Origin of the sequence: Pseudomonas sp. LD120, from assembly GCF_009861525.1 — a bacterium.
Lineage (GTDB): Bacteria > Pseudomonadota > Gammaproteobacteria > Pseudomonadales > Pseudomonadaceae > Aquipseudomonas.
In genome coordinates, this window is the sequence record NZ_WVHL01000005.1 from 690,415 (window position 1) to 709,030 (window position 18,616).

Here is an 18,616-nt window from a genome sequence, read left to right on the forward strand (position 1 = left end):
GCAACCTCGAATTTCCGCATCGGCATGCTGCCTTACAGGCCGCGTGCCTTGTGGTGTCTGCGTCACAGTAGTTTTTGAGTCGCGGCAGTCAAGATCAAAACATTTTGACTAGCACAGCGTATCGCTTTAAAACGTTCATAAATACGACATAAATTTACGACGGATCGTCGCTTAATTTGTGAGCCTTTGTGTCGGTGTGTACAATGACCTCCCTTTTGCCCCCGCAAAGCTGGCGTACGTTCGGCGTGGAAGGTAAGCGGTTGAATTAAAAAGAAATTTGTCTCGATAAGAGGCAGCCTGGTGAGAAAGTGTCTATGAAAGCAGGTCTGTACCAACCAGATGAATTTAAGGATAACTGTGGTTTCGGCCTGATAGCCCATATGCAGGGCGAGCCCAGTCATACCCTCTTGGAAACGGCCATTGAGGCCCTGACCTGCATGACCCACCGCGGTGGGATCAACGCAGACGGCAAGACCGGCGACGGTTGCGGTCTGCTGATGCAAAAGCCCGATCTGTTCCTGCGCACAACTGCCCAAGAGCACTTCGGTGTTGATCTGCCCAAGCAATACGCCGTGGGCATGGTGTTCTTCAACCAGGATCCGGCCAAGGCCGAAGCCGCTCGCGAAAACATGAACCGCGAGATCCTGGCCGCCGGCCTGCAGTTGGTGGGCTGGCGCAAAGTACCGATCGATACCAGCGTGCTCGGGCGTCTGGCCCTGGAGCGCCTGCCGCAGATCGAGCAGGTGTTCATTGGCGGTGAAGGTCTTAGCGATCAGGACATGGCGGTCAAGCTGTTCAGCGCCCGTCGCCGTTCTTCGGTGGCCAACGCCGCCGACACCGACCACTACATCTGCAGCTTTTCCCACAAGACCATCATCTATAAAGGCCTGATGATGCCGGCGGACCTCGCCGCCTTCTATCCGGACCTGGGTGACCCGCGCCTGCAGACCGCGATCTGCGTGTTCCACCAGCGCTTTTCCACCAACACCCTGCCGAAATGGCCGCTGGCCCAGCCATTTCGCTTCCTCGCCCACAACGGCGAGATCAACACCATCACCGGCAACCGCAATTGGGCCCAGGCCCGGCGTACCAAATTCAGTAACGATCTGATGGATCTGGAAGAGCTCGGCCCACTGGTCAACCGCGTGGGTTCCGACTCCTCGAGCATGGACAACATGCTGGAGCTGATGGTCACCGGCGGCATTGACCTGTTCCGTGGCGTGCGCATGATCATTCCGCCAGCGTGGCAGAACGTCGAGACCATGGACCCGGATCTGCGGGCGTTCTACGAATACAACTCCATGCACATGGAGCCCTGGGACGGCCCGGCCGGCGTGGTCATGACCGATGGCCGCTACGCCGTCTGCCTGCTGGACCGTAACGGCCTGCGTCCGGCGCGTTGGGTCACCACCAAAAACGGCTTCATCACCCTGGCTTCGGAGATCGGCGTCTGGAACTACCAGCCCGAAGACGTGATTGCCAAGGGCCGGGTCGGTCCGGGGCAGATCTTTGCCGTGGACACCGAAACCGGGCAGATCCTCGACACCGATGCCATCGACAACCGCTTGAAGTCGCGCCATCCGTACAAGCAATGGCTGCGCAAGAACGCCCTGCGCATCCAGGCCACCATGGAAGACAACGACCACGGTTCGGCGTTTTACGACATCGACCAGCTCAAGCAGTACATGAAGATGTACCAAGTCACCTTCGAGGAGCGTGACCAGGTGCTGCGTCCGCTGGGCGAGCAAGGTTACGAGGCGGTGGGCTCCATGGGCGACGACACGCCGATGGCGGTGCTGTCCCAGCGCGTGCGCACCCCATACGATTACTTTCGCCAGCAGTTCGCCCAGGTCACCAACCCGCCGATCGACCCGCTGCGCGAAGCCATCGTTATGTCCCTGGAGATCTGCCTCGGTGCCGAGCGCAACATCTTCCAGGAATCGCCCGAGCATGCCTCGCGGGTGATCCTCAGCTCGCCGGTGATCTCCCCGGCCAAGTGGCGTTCGCTGATGAATCTCGACCGCCCGGGCTTCGAGCGGCAGATCATCGACCTCAACTACGACGAGAGCGTCGGCCTGGAAGCGGCGATCCGCAATGTCGCCGATCAGGCGGAAGAGGCGGTGCGCGCCGGTCGCACCCAGATCGTCCTCAGCGACCGCCATATCGCTCCGGGCAAGCTGCCGATCCACGCTTCCCTGGCCACGGGCGCGGTACACCATCGCTTGACCGAAAAAGGCCTGCGTTGCGACTCCAACATCCTGGTGGAAACCGCCACTGCCCGCGATCCGCATCACTTCGCGGTGCTGATCGGTTTTGGCGCCTCGGCGGTCTATCCGTTCCTGGCCTACGAAGTGTTGGGTGATCTGATCCGTACCGGTGAAGTGCTGGGCGACCTCTATGAGGTGTTCAAGAACTACCGCAAGGGCATCACCAAGGGCCTGCTGAAGATCCTGTCGAAGATGGGTATCTCCACCATCGCCTCCTACCGTGGCGCGCAGCTGTTCGAAGCCATCGGCCTGTCCGAGGAAGTCTGCAACCTGAGCTTTCGTGGCGTACCGAGCCGGATCAAGGGCGCACGTTTCGTCGACATCGAAGCCGAGCAGAAAGCCCTGGCAACTGAAGCCTGGAGCCCGCGCAAGCCGATCCAGCAAGGCGGGCTGCTGAAGTTCGTCCACGGTGGCGAATACCACGCCTACAACCCGGATGTGGTCAACACTCTGCAAGCCGCCGTGCAGCAGGGCGACTACGCCAAGTTCAAGGAATACACCGCGCTGGTGGATAACCGCCCGGTGTCGATGATCCGTGACCTGTTCCAGGTGAAGACCCTGGACACGCCCATGGACATCAGCGAAGTCGAGCCTCTGGAGTCGATCCTCAAGCGCTTCGACTCCGCCGGCATCTCCCTGGGCGCCTTGTCGCCCGAGGCCCACGAAGCCCTGGCCGAAGCCATGAACCGCCTCGGCGCGCGTTCTAACTCCGGTGAAGGCGGCGAAGACCCGGCGCGCTACGGCACCATCAAGAGCTCGAAGATCAAGCAAGTGGCCACTGGCCGCTTCGGCGTGACCCCGGAGTACCTGGTCAACGCCGAAGTGCTGCAGATCAAGGTGGCTCAAGGCGCCAAGCCTGGCGAAGGTGGTCAGTTGCCCGGCGGCAAGGTCAACGGCCTGATTGCCAAGCTGCGTTACGCCGTGCCCGGCGTGACCCTGATCTCGCCACCGCCGCACCACGACATCTACTCGATTGAAGACTTGTCGCAACTGATCTTCGACCTCAAGCAGGTCAACCCGCAGGCGTTGGTTTCGGTGAAGCTGGTGGCGGAAGCTGGCGTCGGCACCATCGCCGCTGGCGTGGCCAAGGCCTATGCCGACCTGATCACCATCTCCGGCTACGACGGTGGCACCGGCGCTTCGCCGCTGACCTCGATCAAGTACGCCGGTGCGCCGTGGGAACTGGGCCTGGCGGAAACCCACCAGACCCTGCGCGGCAATGACCTGCGCGGCAAGGTCCGGGTGCAGACCGACGGCGGCCTGAAAACCGGCCTCGACGTGATCAAGGCAGCCATCCTCGGCGCCGAAAGCTTCGGCTTCGGCACCGCGCCGATGATCGCCCTGGGCTGCAAGTACCTGCGCATCTGCCACCTGAACAACTGCGCCACCGGCGTGGCGACGCAGAACGAGAAGCTGCGCAAGGATCATTACATCGGCACCGTCGACATGGTGGTGAACTTCTTCACCTACGTCGCCGAGGAAACCCGTGAGTGGCTGGCCAAGCTCGGTGTGCGCTCCCTGGAAGAACTGATCGGCCGTACCGATTTGCTGGAAGTGCTGGAAGGCCAGACCGCCAAGCAGCACCACCTGGACCTGACCCCGTTGCTGGGCAGCGACCACATCCCCGCGGACAAACCGCAGTTCTGTCAGGTAGACCGCAACCCGCCGTTCGACAAAGGCCTGCTGGCCGAGAAAATGGTCGAGATGGCGCGTTCGGCGATCAACGACAAGAGCGGTGCCGACTTTGCCCTGGATATCTGCAACTGCGACCGTTCTATCGGTGCGCGGATTTCCGGTGAAATCGCCAAGGTTCACGGCAACCAGGGCATGGCCCAGGCGCCGATCACGTTCCGCTTCAAGGGTACTGCGGGGCAGAGCTTCGGCGTGTGGAACGCCGGAGGCCTGAACCTCTACCTGGAAGGCGATGCCAACGACTACGTGGGCAAGGGCATGACCGGCGGCAAGCTGGTCATCGTTCCGCCCAAGGGCAGCGTCTATAAGACTCAGGACAGCGCCATTATCGGCAACACCTGCCTGTACGGCGCCACCGGCGGCAAACTGTTCGCCGCCGGCACCGCGGGCGAGCGTTTCGCCGTGCGCAACTCCGGTGCCCACACCGTGGTGGAAGGCACTGGCGATCACTGCTGCGAGTACATGACTGGTGGTTTTGTCTGCGTTCTGGGCAAGACCGGTTACAACTTCGGTTCGGGCATGACCGGTGGTTTCGCCTACGTGCTCGACCAGGACAACACCTTCGTTGACCGGGTCAACCACGAACTGGTGGAAATCCAGCGGATCAGTGGCGAAGCGATGGAAGCCTATCGCAGCCACCTGCAAAACGTGCTGAACGAGTACGTTGCGGAAACCGACAGCGAGTGGGGGCGTGAACTCGCCGAGAACCTGGACGACTACTTGCGCCGATTCTGGTTGGTCAAGCCGAAGGCGGCGAGCTTGAAGTCCCTGCTCTCCACTACGCGTGCGAATCCGCAATAAAGCAGCTGCAAGTGGCAAGCCTCAAGCTGCAAGTGAAGCAGTGTGGGGTTTGCCGGGCATACGTGATCGACTTGCGGCTTGCAGCTTAGTGCTTGCAGCTGCTGTATAGAGGTTTTGAAAATGGCTGAACGTCTGAATAACGACTTCCAGTTCATCGAGGTCGGGCGCAAAGACCCGAAGAAGAAACTGCTGCGTCAGCGCAAGAAGGAGTTCGTGGAAATCTACGAACCCTTCAAACCCCAGCAATCGGCCGACCAGGCCCACCGCTGCCTGGGGTGCGGCAACCCGTACTGCGAATGGAAGTGCCCGGTGCACAACTTCATTCCCAACTGGCTCAAGCTGGTGGCCGAGGGCAACATCCTCGCCGCCGCCGAGCTGTCGCACCAGACCAACACCCTGCCGGAAGTCTGTGGCCGGGTGTGCCCGCAGGACCGGCTGTGCGAGGGGGCCTGCACCCTCAACGACGGCTTTGGCGCGGTGACCATCGGCTCAGTGGAGAAGTACATCACCGACACCGCTTTCGCCATGGGCTGGCGCCCGGACATGTCCAAGGTCAAGCCCACCGGCAAGCGCGTGGCAATCATCGGCGCTGGCCCGGCGGGCCTGGGCTGCGCCGACGTATTGGTGCGTGGCGGCGTGACCCCGGTGGTGTTCGACAAGAACCCTGAAATCGGCGGTCTGCTAACCTTCGGCATCCCCGAGTTCAAGCTGGAAAAGACCGTACTGAGCAATCGTCGCGAAGTCTTCAGCGGCATGGGCATCGAGTTCCGCCTCAACACCGAGGTGGGCAAGGACGTGACTATGGAGCAACTGCTCGCCGAATACGATGCGGTGTTCATGGGCATGGGCACCTACACCTACATGAAGGGCGGCTTTGCCGGTGAGGATCTGTCGGGTGTGTATGACGCGCTGGACTTCCTGATCGCCAACGTCAACCGTAACCTGGGCTTTGAAAAGTCGCCGGAAGACTTTGTCGACATGAAGGGCAAGAAGGTGGTGGTACTGGGTGGTGGCGACACCGCGATGGACTGCAATCGCACCTCGATCCGCCAGGGCGCCAAGTCGGTGACCTGCGCCTACCGTCGTGACGAAGCCAACATGCCCGGCTCGCGCAAAGAGGTGAAGAACGCCAAGGAAGAGGGGGTGAAATTCCTCTACAACCGCCAGCCGATCGCCATTGTCGGTGAAGACAAGGTCGAAGGCGTGAAGGTGGTCGAGACCCGTCTCGGCGAGCCGGACGCCCGTGGCCGTCGCAGCCCCGAGCCGATCCCCGGTTCCGAAGAGATCATCCCGGCCGACGCAGTGGTCATCGCCTTCGGCTTCCGCCCGAGCCCGGCACCGTGGTTCGAGCAGTTCCAGATCCAGACCGACAGCCAGGGCCGCGTCGTGGCGCCGGAACAAGGTCAGTACAAGCACCAGACCAGCAACCCGAAAATTTTCGCCGGTGGTGACATGGTGCGCGGTTCTGATCTCGTGGTGACGGCGATCTTCGAGGGACGTAACGCCGCCGAAGGCATCCTCGACTACCTGGGCGTCTGATGACGTCAGCGGCAAGCCGCAAGTGAAAGCCGTCGTGCTTTGACTTGCAGCTTGCCGCAGCTCCATTACTGCCTCTGTGCGACCAATTGACCCCATAGACATAAAGAAACGGCTCTTGCCGTGCCTTTTATGCCCGGCTCTGAGAAAATGCCCCCACTTTTTTTCCGGATGCCGACATGACTGCCCTGAAGAACGACCGTTTCCTTCGTGCCCTGCTCAAGCAACCCGTAGACGTCACCCCGGTGTGGATGATGCGGCAAGCCGGGCGCTACCTGCCTGAATACCGCGCCAGCCGTGCCAATGCCGGTGACTTCATGAGCCTGTGCATGAACCCGGCGTTCGCCTGCGAAGTCACTCTGCAGCCTCTGGACCGCTATCCACAGCTGGATGCGGCGATCCTCTTCTCCGACATCCTGACCATCCCCGACGCCATGGGCCAAGGCCTGTACTTTGAAACCGGCGAAGGCCCGCGCTTCAAGAAAGTGGTCAGCACCCTGGCCGACATCGAAGCCCTGCCGATCCCCGATCCGCAAAAGGATCTGGGCTACGTGATGGACGCGGTCAGCACCATTCGTCGCGAACTCAATGGCCGCGTGCCGCTGATCGGTTTTGCCGGCAGCCCCTGGACCCTGGCCACCTACATGGTCGAAGGCGGTTCGTCGAAAGACTTCCGCAAGTCCAAGGCCATGCTCTACGACAACCCGCAAGCCATGCACCTGCTGCTGGACAAGCTGGCGCAATCGGTCACCTCTTACCTCAACGGGCAGATCCTGGCCGGTGCCCAGGCGGTGCAGATTTTCGACAGCTGGGGCGGCAGCCTTTCGTCGGCCGCTTACCAGGAATTCTCCCTGGCCTACATGCGCAAGATCGTCAGCGGCCTGATCCGCGAGCATGACGGCCGCAAGGTGCCGGTGATCCTGTTCACCAAGGGCGGCGGCCTGTGGCTGGAAAGCATCGCTGATGCTGGCGCCGATGCCCTGGGCCTGGACTGGACCTGCGATATCGGCGAAGCGCGGCGCCGCGTCGGCGGCAAGGTTTCCCTGCAAGGCAACATGGACCCCACCGTGCTCTACGCCAATCCGCAGGCGATCCGCAGCGAAGTCGCACGCATCCTTGCCAGCTACGGCAGCGGCAGCGGTCACGTGTTCAACCTGGGTCATGGCATCACCCCGGAAGTGAAGCCGGAACACGCCGGCGCCTTCCTGGAAGCGGTTCACGAGTTATCGGCGCAGTACCACCAGTAAGCGCCACCGCATAAAAAACGCCCGGCCTCTGCCGAGCGTTTTCATTGGTAGGCGCCGGCTTGCCGGCGAATGAGCCCTCAAGACTGGCGTCTGCCTGGCGAACGCCTGCGCTAGCGAGCCAGCTCCCACACAGGCCAGGCGTTACAAAGGCGGGAGTTTTGCCAGTTTCATGGCAATCAGCAGGGCCCCTAGCAACAGGGCACCGATAAACAAGCCAATGCCGTTCCACCCCGCCAGGTGCCAGAACACCCCGCCCGCAGTGCCGGCGATGCTGGAGCCGGCGTAGTAGCTGAACAGGTACAGCGAAGAGGCCTGGCCCTTGGCCTTGGTGGCCCGGCGGCCGATCCAGCTGCTGGCCACCGAGTGAGCGCCGAAGAAGCCGAAAGTGAACAGCAGCATGCCGATCAGCACCAGAGCCAGCGGCGTCAGCAGGGTCAGGGCGATTCCCGCCAGCATCAGTACGATGGTGCCCCAGAGCACCCGGCGCCGGCCCAGTTGGTCCGCCAGGGCGCCGATCTTCGCCGAGCTGTAGATCCCCGACAGGTACACCACCGATAGCAGGCCGACCCAGGCCTGACTCAGGTGATAGGGCTCGGCCAGCAGGCGGTAGCCGATGTAGTTGAACAGGGTGACGAAGGCCCCCATCAGCAGGAAACCTTCGAGGAACAGCCAGGGCAGGCCAGCATCGCGAAAGTGCAGGGTGAAGCCGTCCAGCAGGCTGCGCGGGTGCAGCGAGCGCGGGCGGAAGTTGCGTGATTCGGGAAGGATGCGCCAGAACACTGCAGCGGCGATCAGCGCCAGTCCACCGATCACCAGCATCGTCGTATGCCAACTGACGAAGTCGATCAATACACCGGTGATCAGCCGACCGCTCATGCCGCCAATGGCGTTACCACCGATGTACAGGCCCATGGCCAGGCCGATGTGTTGGGGGTGGATCTCTTCGCTCAGGTAGGTCATAGCCACCGCAGCCAGTCCGCTCAGGGATAGCCCCACCAGCGCCCGCATCAGCAGCACCCCTTGCCAGTTGGGCATTAGCGCGCTGGCGAGGGTGCACAGGGCAGCGGCGAGCAAGGCCGCTACCATCACCGGCTTGCGGCCGATGCGGTCGGAAATGGGCCCGGTGATCAGCAGACCGATGGCCAGCATGCCAGTCGATACCGAAAGAACCAGGCTGCTTTGCGCCGCATTGATGGAAAACTCCCGGGACAGTAGCGGCATCATCGGTTGCACGCAGTACAGCAAGGCGAAGGTGGCAAAGCCGCCGCAGAACAGCGCCAGCACGGTGCGCATGAACAGCGGCGTGCCTTTCTCGATATAGACCTCGTTGAGTTGGGCGACTACCTCGTCCAGGGGCGTGGCTGGAATGATGTGGGCAAGAGGGGCAGCAGCGGTTTTCACGGGGACCTCGGGGGGGGGCGCAGCCGGTCAGGCAATGGAAAAAAGCATATAGCGGGCCAATGATTCTTTCCAATATATTGTTCGACCTGTTTGATAGCTTTAACGACTCAATGGAGCCCCATGGAATTACGTCACTTGCGCTACTTCATCGCCGTCGCCGAAGAACTGCATTTCGGCCGTGCGGCTCAGGCGCTGGGCATCTCCCAGCCGCCCTTGAGTCAGCAGATCCAGGCCCTGGAGCAGGAGGTGGGCGCCCGGCTGTTCGAACGCACCAATCGTCGGGTCGAGCTCAGCGAGGCCGGGCGCCTGTTCCTCGAAGAGGCGCGCCTGGTGCTGGCTCAGGTGGACAAAGCGGCAGACGTGGCTCGGCGCGCGCAGTTGGGCGAGTTGGGCGAGCTGAAGATCGGCTTCACCTCGTCGGCCCCCTTCAACTCGACCATTCCCCAGGCGATCTTCGCTTTCCGCCAGCGTTTTCCGGCCGTGCACCTCAAGCTCAAGGAAATGAGCAGCACCCAGGTGGCCGAAGCGCTGGAGGATCAGGCGATCCAGGTCGGCATCATGCGACCCTTGCCTCTGCCCGACTCCTTGTCGGTGGTGGAGTTGTTGCGTGAACCGCTGGTGGCGGTGCTCAGTTCCAAGCATCCGCTGGTGACAGGCAGCGAAGAAGGCCTGCACTTGGCGGCGCTGGCTCACGAACCTTTCGTATTCTTCCCCCGCAGCTACGGCAGCGGGTTGTACGCCCAATTGTTGAGCCTGTCCCGGGACGCCGGTTTCACCCCGCATTTCGCCCAGGAGGCGGCGGAGGCCATGACCATCATCGGCCTGGTCGCCGCAGGGCTTGGGGTTTCGGTGCTGCCGGCGTCCTACCAGCGCATGCGCATCGACGGTGTGGTCTATCGCCGCCTGCTGGACCCGGAAGCCATGTCGGCGGTGTGGCTGGTACAGCGCAAGGACCAGTGCTCGCCCATGGCCAAGGCGTTTGTCGAGCTACTGACGCGCAAGACCGGGGCCGCGTCCTGAGGGGCTGGCTTGCCATCAGCGTTGTACTTGCCAGGTCGGTTCCCTGACGGAGCTGAAAGGCTGCCTGCATCACGTGGGACTGTGCTTGGGTTGAAAGCGCAGGCAGAAACTTTGAGACGGATCTTATAGATTCCGTTTACTGCTCTTTGCTAGCTTCTTGCGCTTGGCCAAGTGCCGTTCGCTCAAGACTGGATGCCAACTCCAGCCCACGCATGACAAGGAATCGTCATATGCGCCAAAGGGACTTGAAGTTCACGTTTTCCGTTACTTCAGCGCAGGTGGAATTCGAGGTTGTCGAATTCACCCTGGAAGAGGCGATGTGCGAGCCTTATCGGCTCGCGCTGGAGTTGGCCAGTTACACGCCTAACATCGATTTTTCTCACATCCTCGATCAACCCGCCGTGCTGACGATCTGGCAGGGCGGCAACGCCGTGCGCTACGTCCACGGCCTGGTTTCCAGCTTTACCCAAGGCCCCACGGGCTTTCGTCGTACGCGTTACCGTGCGCTGGTCGAACCGCAGTTCGCTCGGCTCGGGTTGAGCTCTGACTGGCGTATCTTTCAACACAAAAGCGTGCCTGAAATTCTCAAGTCGGTATTGGATGAACACGGTGTTCTGGATTATCAGCAACGTATCTACACCGACCACTTGCCCCGTGAGTACTGCGCGCAAGTGGGCGACAGCGACCTCTATCTGTTCGAACGGCTTTCGGCAGAGGAGGGGCTGTTCTATTTCTTCAAGCACCAAGACCGCACGTGCACGCTGATTCAGAGCGACAAGTTGTATGTCCAGGAGCGCATTGAGGGAGACCCGGTGCTATTTAGCGGGCAACCGGCAGGGGATGCTGAGCAGCCGGTGTTGTATGCCTTCAGCTACACGGAAAATGTTCGCACGGCCGAGCAGACTCAACGGGACTACAACTTCAAGCGACCAGCCTTCAATCAGCAACAGCGCAGCGTGGGCGATGACCTTGAACATCAGGCTCGGCACTATGAGCGCTATGACTACCCTGGCCGCTACAAGGTCAGCGCTGCCGGTAAACCCTTCACCCAGAATCGTTTGCTGGGCCTGCGCCGCGATGCCCGGGTGGCGATTGTGCAGGGTGATGATCCGCGCCTGATACCGGGATTTTCCTTTCAACTGACAGGTCACCCCAGGGCTGACTTCAACCGTTGGTGGCGCACGGTGAGAATCACCCACAAAGGGATTCAGCACGCCAGCCAGCAAGAGGAGTCGGCGGGCGCCGAGATGGGCGTGAGCTATGACTTCACCGCGCAGATCGTCAGCGAGGAAACCGAATGGCGTCCGCAGCCACTGCCCAAGCCAGTGGTCGACGGACCGCAGATTGCGACGGTGGTCGGTCCGCAAGAGGAAGAAATCCACGTCGATGAATTTGGTCGGGTGAAGATTCAATACCCCTGGGACAGAAAGGGGCGAAACAACGCGTTCAGCTCCTGCTGGGTTCGGGTGTCGCAGAACTGGGCCGGAGCGAACTGGGGACACATGGCAATTCCGCGTGTTGGCCAGGAAGTGATAGTCGATTACCTGGATGGCGATTGCGATCAGCCGATCATCACCGGGCGCACCTATCGCAAGTCTCACATGCCGCCCTATCAACTGCCGAATCACAAGACCCTCAGTACGATCAAAAGCAAGGAGTACAGGGGGACGCGAGCCAACGAGTTGCGCATCGACGACACCACCCGACAGATCAGCGCGGCCTTGATGAGTGATCACGGCAACACAGCACTGCACTTGGGTTACCTGACCCATCCACGACCCGCTGGTGGAGCGGCTCGTGGCGAGGGTTTCGAGCTTCGCACCGACGAGCACGGTGCGTTGCGTGCCGCGAAAGGACTGCTGCTCAGCACCGAGGAGCAGTTGAAGGCTGACGGCGGGCAACTGAACCGGGCTAGCGTGGTTCAAGTGCTGGAAGCGGCATTGCAACTGGCCAAGGGATTGGGCGAGTACGCCACCGGGCACGCTGGCGTGGCGCATGACAGCACGCCTCAGGAAACCCTCAGTGAAGCGGTTCGCGAGCTGGGGCTCGGGGCCAACGATGAGCCGGGCGGCAAGGGCGGCAAGCCAGCCATCGCCCTGAGCGGTCCCGCTGGCATCGCGGCCGCTTCCCCGCAGAGCATCACCCTGGCAGCCGGCGAACATATCGACAGCGTGGCTCAGCAGAACCAGCAGCTGACTTCCGGGCAAAAAATAGTGCTCAACGCAGGTTCCGATCTGGGGTTGTTTGCCCAGGGTGGCGAGATCCGCCACGTCGCCCATCAAGGGCTGATGCTGCTGCAGGCACAAAACAACAACATCCGCCTGGAGGCCGACCAGAGCCTGGAGCTCAGCGCGAGCAAGCAGCATGTGCTGATTTCGGCCCAAGAGCACATCACCCTGATGTGCGCAGGCGCCTACCTGACCCTCAAGGGCGGGAACATCGAACTGGGCATGCCGGGCAACTTTACCGTCAAGGCGGCGAAGCACAGCCTGCTTGGAGGGGCCGATCTGGCGGCTGAACTTCCGACGTTCAACGTCGGGGATACCCAGCGTCGCTTCGTGCTCAAGCAGATCGATGGCCAGTCGCCGATGCCCAATGTGCCTTACACCATCACCCTGGCCAATGGCGAAGTCGTCGAAGGCATAACGGATGCGCAGGGCGCGACGCAACTGCTGCAGAAGGACGCCATGAGCATCGCCAGCGTGAGCATGAAGCGCTCAGGTACTGAGTCATGAGATATCCACTATGGGCTACGTTGTGTACGGCATTGTTGATTCAGCCCTCCGCATGGGCTGTGTCCAAACGCCCTACAGACGTTCCGGTGACCATGGAGTCCGGTCGCCCGGCGGCTGACCTCCGGCTTTTGCTGGCCGATACCAATGACCTGGAGATCAGCCAGGTGTTTCTCTGTCGTCGCACCGCCAGCAAGTGCTATGAAACCCTATGGGACATTGACCTCCCCGCAGGCTGGGCCCAGCCGAAAATAGAGCTGTTGGAAAATTATCCAGGTGCACTCGTCAGAACCTATAACCCCGGAGCCCTCCTGCCGGGAGGCAGTTACAACCTGCGCATTCACTTCAACGAACGCAGTCGCTGGCATAAGCAGACAGTCTCCAGCACCTTGCTGGAGTTCTGCGTAATAAGCGTTGGCGGCGTGTGGCAGGTCCAGGAGCCGGCTCTATGCCTGGCTCGAAGGAATACCGAGGAACGCCAGTCGCGCCCCCGAAACGAGCGGACATGGTCCGGCGGCATGTTCAGGACGAGCGTGGGGCCAACGTGATCAAGGAGGAAAACCTCAGATGAATGATTCCGTTCACATGCGCAGCATCTGCACGGCCGAGGCCGTCACCCTGCCCGGCGGTGGCGATGTGCACCTGATCGCTCCCCCACCCAAACCCTGCGTGACCATCGTCGTGCATGGGGTCAATGATCTCGCCGGTTGCTATGAACGTATCGAGCGGGGGCTGTGCCAGGGACTGAATGAGCGTCTGGACATGCCGGCACAGCTGCCCAATGGTGCGAGCAATCCAGGGTTTTTCCAGTCGGCCAGCTACAGCCTGCCCGAGGATGATGATGGCAAAGCCGACAACCCCGATGCGGTGTACTACCGACGCAAGTTCAGTACCACGGGTAATGGCAGCACGCCACGCAGCGTGGTGATCCCGTTCTACTGGGGCTTTCGCGAAGAAGAGCAGCACATCAACAAGACCGAGCCCCACGGTGAATGGCTGGACCGCCATAACAACCGCCTGGACAAGACCGGCACCAAGGAAGGCGGCCAGTTCGCCAATGCCACCACCAATCTGCCCGACATGTGGGGCGAGGGCTTCAACGGCTATCCGTTCGGCATCCTGCCGCTGAACCTGATCGGCGGTAAGCGGACCCATCCGCTGTTTTCAGCTGCTGGGCGCCGCTACATGGTACTGGCGGCTATGCGCTTGGCCATGCTGATCAAGATCATTCGCAAGCGTTATCCGAACGACACCATCAATCTGGTTGGCCACAGTCAGGGCAGCCTGCTCGGGTTGTTGGCCCATGCCTTTCTCAAGGACCAGGAACAGCGTCCCGCTGATAGCTTCGTCATGCTCAACTCGCCCTACAGCCTGTTCCAGCCCAATACCGAAAAGACCCAGAAATGGCTGGAACAGCAAACCACGCCAGCGCGTATTGCCACCCTCAAGGGGATTTTGCAGTTCATCGCCCAGAGTCCGAACCCGGTTCCGGCGTTGTCCAGCGTGGCCCTGAACAACTGTCCGGGATATGGCGCCATCGGTGGACCGGGCTGGAGCGGCGGTCCTGCGTCGCAGGCCACCATCGACGGTGAAAAGCGCTCGTTCAACGAACGTGACAACCGGGGTTGCAGTTACCTGTATTTCACCCCCCAGGACCAGACCGTGGGCCTGGGCAACGTTCAGGGGATTGGCTGGCAGGGCATTGGCGACAGCGTGGAGGGCCAGCCTGCGCGAACGCAGTTACCACTGAGCTTCCATCAACGGATCTTTACCGTGCGTAAGCGCAACAACGCCAAGGAAGAGATCGGCAAACAGGTTCCTCCCTATGCCTACCCCCTGTTGCTTGAGGGCGAAGCAACCTGGGAGGACACCGGTTTAGGTCTTTTAGACCGCGGTGGCAGGGCCACGCTCAAACCCGGTACGACAGTGATCTTGACCGCTGCGCAGTTGCCGGTGCCGGCGATGGCGGATTTCTCTACCGATGGCGTCATGACCGCTCCCGGGGCCGAATCGGCCAGCGGTGTGTACCAGATGATGGACAAGCTCGACCCCATCGACGCCGCGATCGGCCTGAGCAACGACAAGTCGCTACGGATCAAGCCGGCCTGGCGTCCGAAGGATACGAAATACGCGCGTCAAGAGATGATGGATCAGAGCATCGCTTTCAAATACGGTCGCGATGCCGCCAGGGTGAAAGAGGCCCGCGATGAGCTTTACGAGCTGTCCCAGCGGGCCCATGTGTTTGCCGTGCGGTCCATGGGGGATGGCCAGGTGCTGGTGACCCGGGGAGAAACACCCTACGAAGCCCGACTGCGCCTGCAAGGCGAGGACTATCAAGAACCGCAGTCGTTTCACTCGGGGATTCCGAACAATCCCGAGCACAGCCGGCGGGTCCTGGCCTATGACGTGGCCATTGGGGCAGGGGAGAGCGTGGATGATCTGACGTTTTATGAGTATCTGTGCCGGGTGGCGGATTGGCGGTTGGATTGGAAGAAGACTGATGGAGGAATAAATAGTGAAAGTGAAAAAAAAACAGACCTGCCTGATGAAGGAGTAGAGCAGTTTTACCTTCAAGAGGAAAAAGAAAATCAGGACCTGATCAACTCGACCGTTAATTACCGCCTAAATGGCATGTTGCCGGATATTGTGATTAACACTCACATGCCTTCGTTGGTGGGCACTCAGACTTGGGGTGGAGAAAAACTTGGTCATTCCATCCGCTTCGGGGGAAAAGTCTGATGCGCTATTTGCTTTCTTATGTATCCATTGCTGCCTTGCTAATGAGCAGTCTGGCTCCGGCAACTGAAAGCTCGCTGATGGCTACTCGCTGTTTTGCGAGCCCAGCCACGCCCGTTACTGCCTATATCCCTGCCAAGGAGGCCCCTTCAATGCCCACTGACACCCGTTACCGTGCGCCAAGCGCTTCGCCCCACTTGGAAACTTTGGACGTACTCAGCATCGGTGTGAGTTTGGATGTGTTTCGTCAAGGCGAACTCTGGAAGGCCTTGCAAGAGCAGAATGCGAGACAGCCAGAATCGTTACACGTTGGAAGTATCCTGCCCATGGACCCGAAGAAGTACCCGGTGACGGCGGATGACAAGGATATGGCTTGGGAAAAACGTAAGTCCGATAGCCTTGAGCTAGGGCTGCGGGATTTTATGGAAAAGTGGCCGATCCCTACCGTTACTGTGGTCCGTGGATGGAACTCCCAAGCACCGAACTTGCGCTTTAGACCTGAGAGAACCCAGGAAATGTTGACCAGCATGGTGAACAGTTACCGAACCGATGCAGGTTTACATTGGCACCGCGTTCGTAACGTTCAGAATGGCATTGTCTGCAATGACACTCCTGAAGGACTGCTAGAGAATCTGTTTCAATTATTTGAACGTAACGCTGATCTTCCCGCTGTTCTGATTTACAGCGTTGAAGGCATCAATATGGCGGGCGCTCTATCAAGCAAGGATATTCCGCTGAAGTCCTTTGGTGCCGGAAGTGGCCCACGTCAACCAGACAAACTCACCGACGCCATGGTCGCTCTGGTCGTTGGCCGCCCGGAACGGGTCGAATGGCTGCGCTACTACGCCCAGTTCACCAAGACCAACAAGAACCCCATCGACCCCGAATTCACCGGCTGGGGTTGGCGCAAACCTGCGGTGGAGTTCCAACCCTCGCCGTTCATTCCGCAACCCTGGACCCAGCGTGCTTTCGAGCAGTGGGATGCATTGCCGGTGCTGGCGCGCATTCATCGCCCCGTTACCGTATCGCTGCAACGCCCGGATACCGGTGAACGGCTGAAGCGCGAAGCCCTGACCACGCAGTTGGCCGGAGCCTGGAAAACCGCCACCGACGGGCTGGTTTCTCCACCTTCGCGAGTGTTTTACGACGGCGGCCTGAACAGCGTGCCGCTGGCCGAACTGGCGCCGGCACTCAGCGCTGCCCACAGCTCACTGGACCTGCTCGACTCGCGAGAGGGCTACAACCTGACCCAGCGTCTGGGCGACACCGGCGCGGCATCGCCCTTCGTGGGCCTTGCCCTGGCGACCATGGCCAGCTACCTGAATGCCGACACCAGCGTGGTGGTGCCCATGCGCCGCCAGGACCAGGCGACGATCATCGGGGTGACGTCGCCGACCCCCGGGAAAAAGCCGGCCAATCAGTATTTTGGCGTGAGGTTGATGCCGCAGACCGCCAGCGCTGACGATCCTGTTGCGCCCGCTGCGACGCCAAAGCCTTCCCGAGCGCTGAGTGTGGAGGAGCGCCAGGCGCTGGAAAAACTCGTGGCCGAGATGAAACCATCGGATACCGACCTGTGAGGTGCTTTGGGGGCGGGGAGAGCGTGGATAAGAGATCTTTCATGTTCCGATGCTTATTCATGCTCGGTTTGCTCGGTAGTCCTTTGGTTCAGGCAGACGAAAGCTCGCTGATGGCTACCCGCTGTTTTGCTAGCTCGGCCAAGGCCGTCACCGCCTATATGCCTGCCAAGGAGGCCGCCTCAATGTCCACTGATACTCGTTATCGTGCGCCCACCATTTCGCCTCGCTTAGAAACCCTGGACGTACTCAGCATCGGTGTGAGTCTGGATGTGTTTCGTCAAGGTGAACTCTGGAAGGCCTTGCAAGAGCAGAATGCGAGACAACCGGAGGCGCTGCACGTTGGCAGCATCTTGCCCATGGACCCGAAGAAGTACCCGGTGACGGCGGATGACAAGGATATGGCCTCTGAAAAGCGCGAGACGGATGCGCTTGAACTAGGTTTACGAGACTTTCTGGAGAAGTGGCCTATCCCTACGGTCACAGTGGTCCGTGGCTGGAATCCCCTGACCCCCAACCTGCGTTTCACTCCAGAAAGAACTCAGGAAAGTTTATCTGTCATGGTCAACAACATGCGAATACCGGCTGGCTTGCATTGGCACCGCATCCGCAATCTGCAGAACGGCATTGTCTGTAATGACACTCCTGAAGGAGTGCTAGAAAACCTGTTTCAATTATTCGAGCACAACCCTGATCTTCCCGCTGTTCTGATTTACAGCATTGAAGGCATCAACATGGCCGGCGCTCTATCAAGTAAGGATATTCCGCTAAGGTCCCTTGGGGCAGGAAGTGGCCCACGTCAACCAGACAAACTCACCGACGCCATGGTCGCTCTGGTCGTTGGCCGCCCGGAACGGGTCGAATGGCTGCGTTACTACGCCCAGTTCACCAAGACCAACAAGAACCCCATCGACCCCGAATTCACCGGCTGGGGTTGGCGCAAACCTGCGGTGGAGTTCCAACCCTCGCCGTTCATTCCGCAACCCTGGACCCAGCGTGCTTTCGAGCAGTGGGATGCATTGCCGGTGCTGGCGCGCATTCATCGCCCCGTTACCGTATCGCTGCAACGCCCGGATACCGGTGAACGGCTGAAGCGCGAAGCCCTGACCACGCAGTTGGCCGGAGCCTGGAAAACCGCCACCGACGGGCTGGTTTCTCCACCTTCGCGAGTGTTTTACGACGGCGGCCTGAACAGCGTGCCGCTGGCCGAACTGGCGCCGGCACTCAGCGCTGCCCACAGCTCACTGGACCTGCTCGACTCGCGCGAGGGCTACAACCTGACCCAGCGTCTGGGCGACACCGGCGCGGCATCGCCCTTCGTGGGCCTTGCCCTGGCGACCATGGCCAGCTACCTGAATGCCGACACCAGCGTGGTGGTGCCCATGCGCCGCCAGGACCAGGCGACGATCATCGGGGTGACGTCGCCGACCCCCGGGAAAAGGCCGGCCAATCAGTACTTTGGCGTGAGGTTGATGCCGCAGACCGCCAGCGCTGACGATCCTGTTGCGCCCGCTGCGACGCCAAAGCCTTCCCGAGCGCTGAGTGTGGAGGAGCGCCAGGCGCTGGAGGAGCCTTTGCTCAAGGTCGAGCCTGACAAGGCCTGAGCGGAT

Annotated in this window: 10 protein-coding genes; 9 read left to right on the top strand and 1 reads right to left on the bottom strand. The window is 60.7% G+C overall.

Annotated features, from left to right (window positions below):
- Window positions 1–314 precede the first annotated feature (314 nt).
- The 3 genes from gltB to hemE all read left to right on the top strand — a co-directional run bounded on the left by gltB (window position 315) and on the right by hemE (window position 7,543).
- Window positions 315–4,760, top strand: a complete 4,446-nt coding sequence (gene gltB, locus PLD_RS17490; RefSeq protein WP_159894876.1) for a glutamate synthase large subunit — start codon at window positions 315–317, stop codon at window positions 4,758–4,760.
- A gap of 120 nt (window positions 4,761–4,880) precedes the next feature.
- Window positions 4,881–6,299, top strand: a complete 1,419-nt coding sequence (locus PLD_RS17495) for an FAD-dependent oxidoreductase (protein WP_159894878.1) — start codon at window positions 4,881–4,883, stop codon at window positions 6,297–6,299.
- A 176-nt stretch (window positions 6,300–6,475) separates the two neighbouring features.
- Window positions 6,476–7,543, top strand: a complete 1,068-nt coding sequence (gene hemE, locus PLD_RS17500; RefSeq protein WP_159894880.1) for a uroporphyrinogen decarboxylase — start codon at window positions 6,476–6,478, stop codon at window positions 7,541–7,543.
- Window positions 7,544–7,684: 141 nt separating this feature from the next.
- On the opposite strand, the gene PLD_RS17505 is transcribed toward hemE, so the two are convergent.
- Window positions 7,685–8,914 carry an MFS transporter gene (locus PLD_RS17505; protein WP_371929091.1) on the bottom strand — a complete coding sequence of 410 codons (1,230 nt, stop codon included), beginning with the start codon at window positions 8,912–8,914 and terminating at the stop codon, window positions 7,685–7,687.
- 150 nt (window positions 8,915–9,064) lie between these two features.
- On the opposite strand from PLD_RS17505, the gene PLD_RS17510 reads away from it, so the two are divergent.
- The 6 genes from PLD_RS17510 (at window position 9,065) to PLD_RS17535 (ending at window position 18,610) form a co-directional block, all read left to right on the top strand.
- Window positions 9,065–9,964, top strand: coding sequence for a LysR family transcriptional regulator (locus tag PLD_RS17510; RefSeq protein WP_159894884.1), 900 nt, complete (start codon window positions 9,065–9,067; stop codon window positions 9,962–9,964).
- A gap of 230 nt (window positions 9,965–10,194) precedes the next feature.
- The gene (locus PLD_RS17515; RefSeq protein ID WP_159894886.1) at window positions 10,195–12,699 is read left to right on the top strand and encodes a type VI secretion system Vgr family protein; all 2,505 of its coding nucleotides are present in this window, start codon (window positions 10,195–10,197) and stop codon (window positions 12,697–12,699) included.
- A gap of 92 nt (window positions 12,700–12,791) precedes the next feature.
- Window positions 12,792–13,244, top strand: coding sequence for a hypothetical protein (locus PLD_RS17520; RefSeq protein ID WP_256674809.1), 453 nt, complete (start codon window positions 12,792–12,794; stop codon window positions 13,242–13,244).
- A gap of 19 nt (window positions 13,245–13,263) precedes the next feature.
- Complete coding sequence (locus tag PLD_RS17525) at window positions 13,264–15,435, top strand: DUF3274 domain-containing protein (protein WP_159894890.1); 2,172 nt, start codon at window positions 13,264–13,266, stop codon at window positions 15,433–15,435.
- Window positions 15,435–17,009: a DUF2875 family protein gene (locus PLD_RS17530; protein WP_178116184.1), complete on the top strand. Its 1,575-nt coding sequence runs from the start codon at window positions 15,435–15,437 to the stop codon at window positions 17,007–17,009. Before PLD_RS17525 ends, PLD_RS17530 begins: the two co-directional genes overlap by 1 nt.
- A gap of 41 nt (window positions 17,010–17,050) precedes the next feature.
- Window positions 17,051–18,610: a DUF2875 family protein gene (locus PLD_RS17535; protein WP_306110130.1), complete on the top strand. Its 1,560-nt coding sequence runs from the start codon at window positions 17,051–17,053 to the stop codon at window positions 18,608–18,610.
- Window positions 18,611–18,616: the final 6 nt, after the last annotated feature.

Coding starts and splice junctions, on each gene's coding strand:
- gltB (WP_159894876.1), top strand. CDS start 315: ATGAAAGCAGGTCTGTACCAACCAGATGAATTTAAGGATAACTGTGGT.
- PLD_RS17495 (WP_159894878.1), top strand. CDS start 4,881: ATGGCTGAACGTCTGAATAACGACTTCCAGTTCATCGAGGTCGGGCGC.
- hemE (WP_159894880.1), top strand. CDS start 6,476: ATGACTGCCCTGAAGAACGACCGTTTCCTTCGTGCCCTGCTCAAGCAA.
- PLD_RS17510 (WP_159894884.1), top strand. CDS start 9,065: ATGGAATTACGTCACTTGCGCTACTTCATCGCCGTCGCCGAAGAACTG.
- PLD_RS17515 (WP_159894886.1), top strand. CDS start 10,195: ATGCGCCAAAGGGACTTGAAGTTCACGTTTTCCGTTACTTCAGCGCAG.
- PLD_RS17520 (WP_256674809.1), top strand. CDS start 12,792: ATGGAGTCCGGTCGCCCGGCGGCTGACCTCCGGCTTTTGCTGGCCGAT.
- PLD_RS17525 (WP_159894890.1), top strand. CDS start 13,264: ATGAATGATTCCGTTCACATGCGCAGCATCTGCACGGCCGAGGCCGTC.
- PLD_RS17530 (WP_178116184.1), top strand. CDS start 15,435: ATGCGCTATTTGCTTTCTTATGTATCCATTGCTGCCTTGCTAATGAGC.
- PLD_RS17535 (WP_306110130.1), top strand. CDS start 17,051: ATGTTCCGATGCTTATTCATGCTCGGTTTGCTCGGTAGTCCTTTGGTT.